Source organism: Nautilia profundicola AmH, from assembly GCF_000021725.1.
GTDB lineage: Bacteria > Campylobacterota > Campylobacteria > Campylobacterales > Nautiliaceae > Nautilia > Nautilia profundicola.
Map to the genome: position 1 here is coordinate 380,404 of NC_012115.1, position 12,009 is coordinate 392,412.

A 12,009-nucleotide genomic window follows, 5' to 3' on the forward strand; every position below is an offset into this window, starting at 1 on the left:
CTTTACCTCACGAGCTTTATTAGTTTATGAATAGGCTCTTCATCGGTATAAATTTTTGTATAAGGGATTTTATGTTTTTTACACTGTGTTATAAGAGCCTTATCTATTTTATTGATATGTTTTTTTAATTTTTTAACGGTTGAATTTGTAAAATTAACGTTTATGGAATTTAAATTGACAGGGTCGACTATTTCCGTATATCCTTTGAATTTAGGGTCTTCTTCAAATCTGTCTCTTACGTTTATTATGTATGTTTCGTGTTTTAGCGTATTAATTTCAACAGGCTTTAAAAAATCCCCGATTATGAAAAGAAGGGACTTTTTAAAACTGTTTAAAAAATCGATATCTTTTTGTGTGTAGTCCTCTTCTAAATATTCGGTTTTTAATGTATATTCCACGAAAGAATATACGCTTTTTTTGTTTTTGGTGGGTTTGAAAATTTTTTTGTTTTTTCCAAGAAAGAGGCATTCTATTTTATTGTCTTCTTCAAGTGCGGCTATTCCCAAAGTGGCGATGATTTCCGCAATCAGTTCTGTTTTTAGTTTTCTGCTTCCGAAATAGAGTGTTCCGCTTTTTAAAACGGCAATGATGATTCTAAGTTCCCTCTCTTCGTCGTATTCTTTTACAAGAGGTTTATTTATTTTAGCGGATACTTTCCAGTCGATTTTTTTAGAATCTTCTCCGTATACGTATTCCCTGAATTCTTTAAAATCAAGGCCGCTACCTTTGAATTTGGACAGGTTTCTCCCAAGCAGGTTTCCGAAAATTCTTTTTTTTGTTTTGATTATTATCGCGTTTGTTTTCATGGTATGTCAATCGCCTTGATTACGTCGTTGATTACTTTATCTACTGTTACTTCGTCGATTTCCGCTTTATAATTTAAAATAATTCTGTGTCTTAAAACGTCTTTTGCCACTTTTATAATATCAAGCGGGGTTACATAGTCTTTATTTTGTATCATGGCGTATGCTTTGGAGCAGTTGTACATGGCTATCGTGGCTCTCGGACTTGCTCCGTATTCTATATATTCTGCGGTTTCTACACCGTATTTTTGAGGTTCTCTTGTTGCGTGAGTTATTTTGGCGATATATTTTAAAAGTTCTTCATCCATATGAATGTTGTTTAACTGTTTTTGCAGGTTTAAAATATCTTCTATCGTTGCGACTTGCTCCGGTTCTTGCGAGTTTTGCGCTTTTACTATTAAAATTTCTTCTTCTAAAGTGTTATACGTTACGTTTATTTTCATAATAAACCTGTCAAGCTGTGCTTCGGGAAGAGGATAAGTACCTTCCTGTTCAATCGGATTTTGTGTGGCTATAACCAAAAAAGGAGGGGTCAGTTTAAATGTTTCGTTTGCGATAGTAACCTGCATCTCCTGCATGACTTCCAAAAGCGCACTTTGGACTTTTGCCGGGGCTCTGTTGATTTCATCCGCTAAAAGCAGGTTTGTAAAAACGGGACCTTTTTTTATTTCAAATTCATTTGTTTTAGGATTGTAAATTTCAATTCCCGTAATATCGCTCGGAAGCAAATCCGGAGTAAACTGAACTCTTTTAAAATCAAGTCCTATCGTTTTTGCCAATGTTAAAACACTTTTTGTTTTCGCAATTCCCGGAACACCTTCAACCAATAAATGGCCGCCCGTTATTAATGAAATCAGCATGGAATCTATTAAATGCTCGTGGCCTATTATAACTTTTGATATTTCTTGTTTGATATTTTGAAGTACCTGCATATTTACCTCTTTTTTTATTTTATAATACATTAAATGGGTTAAAAATAAGTGAAAAATGAAAAAAATATTTTTATTGTGTAAAAAGGTGGAGATTTATATTTCAAATTTATTTAATATTCAATAATGTATAATACTAATAAAAAAGGTATGGTATGAGAAAAATTATATTGGCGATCGGACTTGGAGGATTACTTTTTACGGGGTGTACTCAAATGTACAATTCAAATGAAGTGGCTCTTAGTGATGTAAATGTTATGTATACGTATAAAACCGGTAAAGTGGAAAGTGTAAAAAAAGTCATTATTAAAGACGATGGCAGCGGAGTTATGACGGGGGCAGTTGCGGGTACGGTACTTGGAAGTCTTTTCGGTAACGGAAAGGGTAACGTATTAACGACTCTTATAGGCGGATTGACCGGGGCATATGTAGGGTATCAGGCGGATAAAGCCAATGGAGAGGAACTTTATATTAGACTTGATGACGGAAGAAATATCGTAGCTATAGTAAAAGGCGTGAATATTCAGCCTGGCGACAGGGTGAGAGTAGTGTTAGACGGCAACAGAATTATAAGAGTTGAGAGAATATGATTTTAAAAGTTTTCAGCACCAAAAGAGAAATCAGAGAATTCGTAAAAAACCACAATAACCGGTTTTTACCGAAATTAACAACAATAGGGGAATTTTTAGACAAATGTATAATAGTTAAAAACTCTTCTTTGATTGATAACGATTTAAAAAAGATTTATCTATATAAAGCGCTTGAAAAAATAAATATAGAAAAATTGGGACTTAAGAAAGACTTTTTGAATTTTTTTAAAAACAGCGAGTTTGTACTTTCTTTTTTTAACGAAATATTTTTGGAAAAAAGAAGAATTGAAGATATTGAGCTTGCCGATACGTATCTGGAATATGCAGAGCACTTGGAAGTTTTGAAAAATCTTTATTATGAATATAAATCGCTTCTTCAAAAGGATGGTTTGTATGATAAAACCACAATGGATGATTATGAAATAAACGAGAAATTTTTTAAAGATTTAAGCAGGGTTGAAATATTTTTAAGCGGGTATTTGCCCAAGCTTGATTTGGAGATTATAAAGAATATTCCTGTTGAGGTTGAAATAAATTTTAGGGTTACACCTTTTAATAAAACACTTATTTCAAAAATGTTCGGTGATTTTAAAGAGGGTGAATACAGGTTTGATCTGCATAAAAACAATGTGATTGAATATAAACCTTTGAATACTCCGAAAAATATAGAAACAGAGCATTTTTCCAGCAGGATAAACGAAGCTTCTTTTGTGTTTGCGAGTATTGAAGAGATGATACAAGAGGGCATAAAACCTGAAAATATTGCGGTTATTTTGCCGGATGAGAGTTTTAGCGAATATTTGAGGGTTTTGGATATTCATAATAATCTCAATTTCGCTATGGGTGATAGCTTTGTCAAATCGGATATTTATATATTGCTTGAGGCTATTTATAAGTATCTGAGTGAAAAAGACGAAGTTTCTTTTAAAAAAGCAAAAGAAAAAATAAAAGAATTTGAAAAAATTAACGACTTTAATGAAATATTAAACTTCGTGCTTAAAAACTCAAATATGAAAGATAGAAAACTGTTAGACGAAGAAATATATAAAATCTCAAGGTTAAACGAGCTTAAAAATTTTTCAAAAGAAGAGATACTCCATTTTCTGCTTGAAAGATTTAAAAATCTGACGTTTGACGACGTAGCTGGTGGAAAAGTTACCGTTATGGGTGTGCTTGAGAGCAGGGGAATGAAATACGAAGGTGCGGTTATTGTTGATTTTAACGACGAGTATGTTCCGAATGTAAGCGATAAAGATTACTTTTTAAATTCTATAATCAGAAAAAACGCATTGCTTCCTACAAGAAAAGACAAAGAATCTTTGCAAAAAAACTATTATTACAATATTTTGCTAAACGCTAAAAAAGTAAAAATTGCGTATGTTAAAAACGAGGAAAAGGAACCGAGCAGGTTTTTATATGAACTGGGGCTAAGCTTCGGTGAGAACAGGGATGAATACTATAGCGAAGCCGTATATAAAATATCAAAACCAAACTTTTACGAATATAATGAAAGATTTGAAAAGCCTGAAATTTTAACACCTACCAAATTAAAAACACTGCTTGAGTGTCCGATGAAATATTATTTTTCATATGTTTTGAATATTAAAAACGACGATGAAAAAGAGTATTTCGGAAGTAAGCTGCATAACGTATTGCAGGAAGTTTTAAAGCAAAAACCGAGATCTCCCGAAGATTATTACAACCGAATAATGCAAAAACTACTCAGTAACGTTTCCAAAAAAGAGTATTTCGAAATAAAATCAAACTGGGATGAAAAAATTAAACAGTTTGCCTACAGGGATTTTGAAGAACTGAGTGATAAAGTTTATACGGAGGTTTCTCTGCCGAATAAGAAATACAAAAACTTCTTACTCCAAGCAAGGGCAGACAGAATTATAGGCAATAAAATATATGATTATAAAACATCATCAAAACAAGATTATTTAAAAGATTTAACTCAAGCCGAGTTTTATAAATACCTGATGCCTGATGCCGAAATTTATTTTTGGGATATAAATACATCTCAGCTTATAAAAGTGGATCCCGCTATTAAAAAACTTGAAGAAAAAATAGATTCGATTGAATATATTACAAAAAGAGCGGAAGAGAAAGATAAGTGTAAATATTGTGAATACAAGTTTGCGTGTTTACACTTTGAATCTTGAAACTTCTTTTTGAAGTTTTTCGAAAGTGTCTTTGAGCATTTGTGTAATTTTAGTAATAGAATTGGCGATAGAGACATTCTTAGTTGATATATCGGTAAGTTTTTCCGTATGTGTCATAAGCTGTTTTGCTTCAAAAGCCATAATAGTTACATTTTTGGTAGCGTCTTTGGCGAAAGAAATATTGTCTTTATTCATTTTTAAAATTTGTTCAAGCTGTTCTTTAATATTGTTTGTATGAGAAGCTAATATATTCATTTTTTCGGAATTTTTATTAATTTCATTGGATGTTAAATCTATTGTTTGGGTAATATTTTTAATGATTGTTTCTATATTTACCAGTGAATTGGCACTTTCTTCCGCAAGCTTTCTAACTTCATCCGCAACTACGGCAAAACCTCTCCCATGTTCACCTGCACGTGCCGCTTCAATTGCTGCGTTTAATGCTAAAAGTTCAGTTTGTTCTGTTATGCTTGAGATGATTTTTAAAACATTTTTAATTTCTTCAGTTTGTGAGTTTAGATTGTGTAGCAGCTCATTTAATTCTTTTTCTTTCGAGTTTATTTGAATGATTTCGTTTGTTGTTTCTATTAAAGAGTTACTAAAACTTTCTAAAAATTCCGCAGTTTTAATCAAAGTGTTTGTTGTTGATGCAACTGAAGCCTCGGTTTTGTCCAAATGTTTTGAAAGAGTATCAGATATTTTGGAAATTTCTCCGGCTTCAATATCTGTTTGATGAATTGTTTCTTTAAGGTTTTTAATAATTGTTTCAAGTTCTTTAGTGTTTTTCGAGACAATATTGCTTGATTTTTTAATATCAATTATAACTTCTCTTACATTATTGATAAATTTATTAATATAATCCGCAGCAAGTTTTATTTCATTTTGTTGTTTTATTTGTATTTGTTTTGTTAAATCCCCGTCACCTTCGCTTAATTCTTTTGAAATTGAAATGTACTCTTCGATTGGAGCAATTACATAATATTTTAATAGATAATAAGCTGCGGTTTGTATTACTATTGCAATAATTAAATGTTCTGCAGCAGTTGATAAAAATTCATTTGGAGCCGTAAAATATGTATATAGTAATAATATAAAACTTGTTAATATATTTATGCCTAATAATTTGACATTAAAATCTTTTATGATCGAATGCATTAAACTTTCCTTATTTTAAATTTATTTGTTAATTTAAGCGCTTCGAGCAATTCAAAAAGTGTGCTGTCATACACATTAATCAGTACGGCTACACCTTTGTCATTAAGTCTTAAAAGCTCTCCGATAATACTTGACGGAAGTGAGAACGATTTTATATTTAAAATTATTTGGGGCTCAGTTTCTTTACTTCTTAAAATTTGAAGTAATTTTTCTACATCGGTTATAGTTACAACCGGAGAATTAATATTGATTACATTTCCTTCAATTTCCAAATTCATTGTTAAGCCTTTAAGAAAATTTTGATAGAAGTCCCTTTTTCATTAAAAAACAAACCATATGAGAGATGTTTTATTATTTTGATACCTCTCCCATGGTATTTTTTGTAATAAGCGTCTTTTATTTTTTGAACATCAAAACCTTCCGAGTCGTCTTGATATTCAATTTTAAGCCATTTTTCATTTTTGCTTAATTTAATTTTAGCGAAAATTTTTCTTTTTTCATCAAATTTTTTTGAAAAGTCATTCGTCTCATTAATATTTTCTTTGTTACCCACTTCAAGTACGGCGTGTTCGTATGTATTGGTAAGAATTTCGTGTAAAATTAAATGTATTTGTTCTATGTTAGGAATGTTTTGAATATAAAGCTTTTGTAAAAAATTATCTATTTGTTCTTTTTGAAGTAACAACTTGTCTTCAAAAATTGTTTGGAAGTTTTTGTTTTCTTTGGTAATGAACACAAGACATGTGTCATCTATTTGTTTTGATTTTGCATAAAAATCTTCCATTATTTCTTTTAGAAAGGTTATTTTTGGAAAAATTTCTTTTAACCTTTTAAAATAAATCGTTTCATCATAAGGGGATTCAAATATTCCGTCGCTCGATATTAAAATTTTATTTTCCATTTTTACGGTATCGATTTGAATATCTTCAGTTGAATATCTTATAGGGTAATTATTCGCTCCCAAAATTGCGGAGGATGTTAAAATGGGAGGGTTTCCAAAATTTGCATAATGCATTTTCCCGTTTTGAATATATACGAGTGTTGCTGATAAAATTTCGTTTTCCAATAAAATTGTTTTTACATAATTAATAAAATCCTTATTTAGTTTCTCAAAATTAAAATCATTGTATTCCACAGCTTTATTGATAGAATGTTTTAAAAATGACAGTGCGTTAAACGATGTGAGTGAAGCTCCCAAACCTTTGCCCATAGCGTCTATAAGTCCTATAAAATATTCGTTTTTCGATATCTTTTTAGTGTATACAGTATCTCCGGTTAGCAAGTCTTTTGGTTTAAAATATGTTTCAAATAAAAAATTTTCATCAAAAAACATTTCAAGTTCGTTTTTCATTATTTTGTTTTGTTTTTGGTGAATTATTTTTTCCTGATATTCTTTATAGCTTAGTATTTTTTTAAAAGCTTCTTTTTTTTCTATCTCTTTTTTTATATATTTACGTAAGGTTTTTATCATGTTTATCAATGCCTGCAAATCGGCAAAAGCAATGTTTTTTTCTAAAAAAGTATCAAAACCTAAATTCAAAGCTTTTTCTTTTAATTCCAAAGAAGAATCGGAGGTAATCATTATTTTATATGTGTTTGGAAGAGTTTGTTTGATATTTTCAAGCACGTCAAAGCCATCTGTTTCTTCTAAATGGTAATCAATAAAAACGGCATCTATGTTGGTGTTTTCAGAAATAAAATCATAAAAATCTTTAGATTTTGTGAAAGTATATATCTCATCTAAATCCAATTTTTTTAACATTTTACCGATATAACTTAAAAACGTTTTACTGTCGTCTAAGATGGCAATTTTCATATGGCCTCCGTATTTCGTTTTCGGTTTTTATAATCCGCTATTGTATCAAAGAAAAGCAATATGTTATAATTCGAATATCAAGTGTCTGGCACTCGAATTAAAATGGTGACAGTCGATTTTTATTACATTTTATTAAGGAGAAAATATGGCAAGAAAACCAAGAGTAAACGATCCCGGGTTTTATCATATAGTAAACAGAGGTGTAAACGGAGCGGAAATTTTTAATGAAAAAGAGGATTTTTTCAAATTTATGGAGCTGATGCTTAAAACGAAATATGATTATAAAGTGATTTTTCACGCATTTACAATTCTTCCTAATCATTATCATATTCTGCTTGAGACGACACTTCCGAATCTTAGTGAAGCAATGAGGTTTTTAAATTCCGCATATGCTGCATGGTATAACTATAAAACGGGAAGAGTGGGGCATTTATGGAAAGGAAGATTTGAGAGTTATATGATGTTTGACGACAATCACAGCTGGAAAGTTATTAAATATATCGAAAGAAACGCTTTGGCTTTGGGGCTTGTGGATGATATAAAAGATTATGATTATCAATCTCTTGCTCTCAGACTTAAAAAGAATAAATTTAACGACATTATACAGGGCAGTATGATTTTCCAAAAGCCACTTGAAGAGTATATAGAATGGCTTAATAAACCTCTTGAAAAGTTTGAACTTGAAGAGATATACAATGAACCGAGAATTATTAAAGTTGACGGCGAGCTTAAAGTAATACGTAAAAAAATAAGTGACTTTTTTGAAGAGTACGATGAGAAAAAAGATGCTATCTTAGCCGCTAAGGAAGCAGGATACAAATATACTGAAATTGCAAGATATTTAGGTGTAAGCAGCGGATATATAAATAAAATATTAAAAAGTGAAAAATAAGTAAAAGTCAGTTAAGGTCGGTTGAGGTTGTTTTAAACCTCACAGATTTAAACCTTAACAACTTTTTTATAGTTTTTCAGCTACCATTTGAGCAAGTTCTAAAACTCTTCTGGCATATCCGAATTCGTTATCATACCATGCAAGTATTTTTGCTTTGTTACCGTCTACAACCATTGTTGAAAGACCGTCTATAATACTTGAATGAGGATTTCCTAAAATATCAGTTGATACTACTTCGTCGTATGTAATTTCCAAAACGCCTTTTAATTGGTTGTTTGCGTAATCTTCAAATGCTTTGTTGATTTCTTCCGCACTTGCTTCTTTTTTAAGTACGACAGATATATCCGTAACCGCTCCGTCAGGTGTAGGGACTCTTAGAGCCATTGCGTTCATTTTACCTTTAAGTGCAGGTATTACTTCCGTAGTAGCTTTTGCCGCACCTGTTGTAGTCGGAATGATGTTAACCGCTGCAGCTCTTCCTCTTCTGTGTTTGCCAGGTTTTTTTCTGTCGATTGTAACCTGGCTTGAAGTATATGAATGAACTGTTGTAATTAGTGCGCTCTCAACTCCGAAAACTTCTTCAAGCACTTTCATTGCAGGTGCAAGTGAGTTTGTTGTACATGATGCATTTGAAATTACGTGATGGTTGGCAGGATCGTATTCGTCATGGTTTACACCAAGAACGATAGTTTTATCAACTTCTTTTCCGGGAGCCGTGATAATTACTTTTTTTGCTCCTGCTTCAATGTGTTTCGCTGCATCGTCTCTTTTAGTAAATTTACCGGTAGCTTCAAGAACGATGTCTATATTCATCTCTTTCCATGGAAGTTTAGCAGGGTCTCTTTCGCTGACAATCGCTATTTCTTTACCGTCAACTATTAATGAGTTATCGGTATATTCCACACTTGCTGGAAATTTACCATGTACTGAGTCGAATTTTAGCATGTAAGCCAAATCTTCAGGGGTTCCGCTACCACCGTTTGCCACTACTATTTCGATGTTTTCAGGTTTAGTTTCTACATAATGCCATAAAACCATTTTACCGATTCTACCAAGGCCGTTTATCGCAACTCTTTTTTTAGACATAATGTATCCTTTTTTATTGAAATTATAGCATATAAGAAGGATTTGTTTTTATGTTAAAATTGGACAAAAATTATCTTTTATGTTATAAGGAAATAAATGAAATTTATAATAGTTTTTTTATTAGGAGTATTAACAATGGCAAATCATTTGAAACTTAGCGACAGTCCGTACCTTTTACAGCATGCCGACAATCCCGTAGACTGGTATCCGTGGGGTGATGAAGCGTTTGAAAAAGCGAAAAAAGAAAACAGGCTTATATTTTTATCTATTGGATATTCTACATGCCACTGGTGCCATGTAATGGAGAGGGAGAGTTTTGAAAATGAAGAAATTGCGGATATTCTAAACAAATATTTCGTAAGTATAAAAGTAGACAGGGAAGAACATCCCGACATTGACAAAAAATACCAAAAGATCTATCAGATTATGCACAATCGTGCCGGAGGCTGGCCTCTTACTATTATAATGACTCCAAAAGGGGATGTGTTTTATTCGGCTACGTATATTCCTCCGCATTTTTCACAGTTGGGTCCGGGACTTAAAGAGATACTTGCTTCAATAGTAAACGATTGGCAAAACAATCCTCAAAAAATTGAAAATATTGCCGAAAATTTAAAAGAGTATTTAAAAAACTCAAAAAGTTTTGAAAAAGTAAAAATATCTGACGACATACTCGAAAAAGTAATCTCAGAGGCGCTTAAAAGTTTTGATATGAAATACGGAGGTATGAAAGGAGCTCCGAAATTCCCTATGGAGAGCAGTCTGGATCTTTTGATCGACGTGTATGAATTAAGCGGTAATGCTCATGTTTTGGATCTTTTAAATATTACGTTTGAAAAAATGGCAAAAGGAGGGATTTTTGATCAGGTAGAAGGCGGATTTTACAGATATTCGACCGACGCAAAATGGGAAGTGCCTCATTTTGAAAAGATGCTTTACAACAACGCAAACCTTCCGTATGAGTATTTAAGAATGTATGAAATTACCGAAAATCCTCTTTACAGGGAAGCGGCTTTCAGAAGTCTTGATGAAATGATCAAAAGATACAGGGATGAAAATTTCCTTTTTTTCAGTGCGAGCAATGCGGAGAGTGAAGGAAAAGAGGGGGCGTATTTCGTCTATACGTACGAGGAGGTTAAAAATGCGTTTAAAAATCTTGAAAACGCCCAAGAGCTTATGGAATATTTCGGTATTAAAAAATACGGTAATTTCAATTCTAAAAACAACCCGACTTTAAACGGAGAAAAACCCGAAAATTACAAAAAAGCGTTAAAAATTCTGCGCGAAATCAGAAGCAAAAGGGAGTTTCCTTTTATAGACACCAAAAAAATAACGGCATGGAACGCAATGATGGTAAGCGCCCTTTTAAAAGCGGGGTGCTTGGATGAAAAGTATAAAACAGAAGGCTTTAAAACACTTGATGAGTTAATTGAAAAAATGTATATAAACAATACGCTTTATCACTCCTACAACAAAAACGAAAACGCCAAAACAAAAGCTCTTCTTGAAGATTACGCATATCTTGTAAATGCTTTAATTGATGCATATGAGCAAAGCTTTGATGAAAATTATCTGTATTTTGCAAAAGATCTGATTAATGATGCTAAAGAGAAGTTTTATAAAAACAGATGGTATATGAACTCGTCAAAAGATATAGAAGCGGATTTCAGTGACAGCGCTTATGCTTCATCGTTAAGTGTTTTGGCGGTTGATTATATCAGACTTGCAACGCTTACGTATGATATCGGTTTGTTTGAAAAGGGAAAAGAAATTATTGACTCGGGAAGTTATTTTATCCAGAAATATCCTCTTTATTATCCGACAATAACCAAGGCGTATTTTATGCAACATTACGGTACATATGTAATAAGTATGAGTGAACCTGAATGTGTAAATTGGGAATATCCGTATATTGAAATTAAAAAGGGTGAAAATTATGAGCTTTGCAGTGTTGAAAAATGCATTATAAAAACTGATAAATTAAATAAAATCAAAGATATTATCAAAAAAAGATAATTTCTTTGATTATAGACTAAAGTGACAGACACTATTGTTGTTTTTAAAAAACAAAAGAGAGGGAATTAAAGATTAATTGTATATTCCCAGATCCCATGTTTGTTACATCCTTCTCTTGCAGTCAATTTTTTAACACCGTCAAGTTTAACTTTGTATGCTACGTATCCCATAGCTTTGCCCGGTTCAAAAAGTGTTCTTGCCACAAGTTTAGCGTCCGCATCAAGTTCGATAAAATCAATCCAGTGAGCTTCGCTGCTTGGATGGATGATACCTTCCTGACCTATAGTGATTTCAACTAATGTGTATCCTTTTGCGTCTTTTTTGCCTATTTTAATTTCAGGTGTGTGTTTAAGTTCACCTTTTGTAGGGTTTTTTGCATCTTTTGTATATCTATTTCTATTATAGATTTTTTCTCTGTATTTTCCGTAAGGATTTACTTCATCATTTTCATTTTTACTTGCCATTACCGGTGTAACAGCTGCAGCCATTAATCCTAACGCTCCGATTTTTAGTGCTTCTCTTCTTTTCATGTTTAGTCCTTTAAGAGTCTTTTTATC

Annotated in this window: 11 protein-coding genes; 4 read left to right on the forward strand and 7 right to left on the reverse strand. The window is 32.2% G+C overall.

Going from position 1 to position 12,009, the window contains the following annotated elements; translation table 11 throughout:
* Positions 1-2 precede the first annotated feature (2 nt).
* Both NAMH_RS02170 and NAMH_RS02175 read right to left on the reverse strand, forming a co-directional pair.
* Positions 3-806: a DUF58 domain-containing protein gene (locus NAMH_RS02170; protein WP_015901929.1), complete on the reverse strand. Its 804-nt coding sequence runs from the start codon at positions 804-806 to the stop codon at positions 3-5.
* Positions 803-1,735: an AAA family ATPase gene (locus tag NAMH_RS02175; protein ID WP_041361500.1), complete on the reverse strand. Its 933-nt coding sequence runs from the start codon at positions 1,733-1,735 to the stop codon at positions 803-805. The genes NAMH_RS02170 and NAMH_RS02175 overlap by 4 nt, the downstream gene beginning before the upstream one ends.
* Positions 1,736-1,887: 152 nt before the next feature.
* Here NAMH_RS02175 and NAMH_RS02180 point away from each other — a divergent pair, with 152 nt between their 5' ends.
* Together NAMH_RS02180 and NAMH_RS02185 are read left to right on the forward strand one after the other, a co-directional pair.
* Complete coding sequence (locus tag NAMH_RS02180; protein WP_015902217.1) at positions 1,888-2,322, forward strand: outer membrane lipoprotein; 435 nt, start codon at positions 1,888-1,890, stop codon at positions 2,320-2,322.
* Entirely contained in the window at positions 2,319-4,487 is a 2,169-nt protein-coding gene (locus NAMH_RS02185) for a PD-(D/E)XK nuclease family protein (protein WP_015902384.1), read from the forward strand. Before NAMH_RS02180 ends, NAMH_RS02185 begins: the two co-directional genes overlap by 4 nt.
* Here the strand turns inward: NAMH_RS02185 and NAMH_RS02190 are convergent.
* The 3 genes from NAMH_RS02190 to NAMH_RS02200 are packed head-to-tail and all read right to left on the reverse strand — an operon-like array spanning position 4,470 to position 7,458.
* Positions 4,470-5,642 carry a methyl-accepting chemotaxis protein gene (locus NAMH_RS02190; protein WP_012663947.1) on the reverse strand — a complete coding sequence of 391 codons (1,173 nt, stop codon included), beginning with the start codon at positions 5,640-5,642 and terminating at the stop codon, positions 4,470-4,472. The genes NAMH_RS02185 and NAMH_RS02190 overlap by 18 nt on opposite strands.
* Entirely contained in the window at positions 5,642-5,920 is a 279-nt protein-coding gene (locus tag NAMH_RS02195; RefSeq protein WP_012663726.1) for a hypothetical protein, read from the reverse strand. The genes NAMH_RS02190 and NAMH_RS02195 overlap by 1 nt, the downstream gene beginning before the upstream one ends.
* A gap of 2 nt (positions 5,921-5,922) precedes the next feature.
* The gene (locus NAMH_RS02200) at positions 5,923-7,458 is read right to left on the reverse strand and encodes a response regulator (RefSeq protein ID WP_015902153.1); all 1,536 of its coding nucleotides are present in this window, start codon (positions 7,456-7,458) and stop codon (positions 5,923-5,925) included.
* 145 nt (positions 7,459-7,603) lie between these two features.
* On the opposite strand from NAMH_RS02200, the gene NAMH_RS02205 reads away from it, so the two are divergent.
* Positions 7,604-8,350, forward strand: coding sequence for a transposase (locus NAMH_RS02205; RefSeq protein ID WP_015901825.1), 747 nt, complete (start codon positions 7,604-7,606; stop codon positions 8,348-8,350).
* A gap of 66 nt (positions 8,351-8,416) precedes the next feature.
* Here the strand turns inward: NAMH_RS02205 and gap are convergent, their stop codons facing one another.
* Positions 8,417-9,436 (reverse strand): type I glyceraldehyde-3-phosphate dehydrogenase, encoded by a 1,020-nt coding sequence (gene gap / locus NAMH_RS02210; RefSeq protein ID WP_015902813.1) that lies wholly within the window; start codon positions 9,434-9,436, stop codon positions 8,417-8,419.
* Between the two features lie 96 nt (positions 9,437-9,532).
* Here gap and NAMH_RS02215 point away from each other — a divergent pair, with 96 nt between their 5' ends.
* The gene (locus NAMH_RS02215; protein WP_015901919.1) at positions 9,533-11,452 is read left to right on the forward strand and encodes a thioredoxin domain-containing protein; all 1,920 of its coding nucleotides are present in this window, start codon (positions 9,533-9,535) and stop codon (positions 11,450-11,452) included.
* A 65-nt stretch (positions 11,453-11,517) separates the two neighbouring features.
* Here NAMH_RS02215 and NAMH_RS02220 read toward each other — a convergent pair whose 3' ends face one another.
* Entirely contained in the window at positions 11,518-11,982 is a 465-nt protein-coding gene (locus NAMH_RS02220; RefSeq protein ID WP_012663616.1) for a desulfoferrodoxin family protein, read from the reverse strand.
* Positions 11,983-12,009 lie beyond the last annotated feature (27 nt).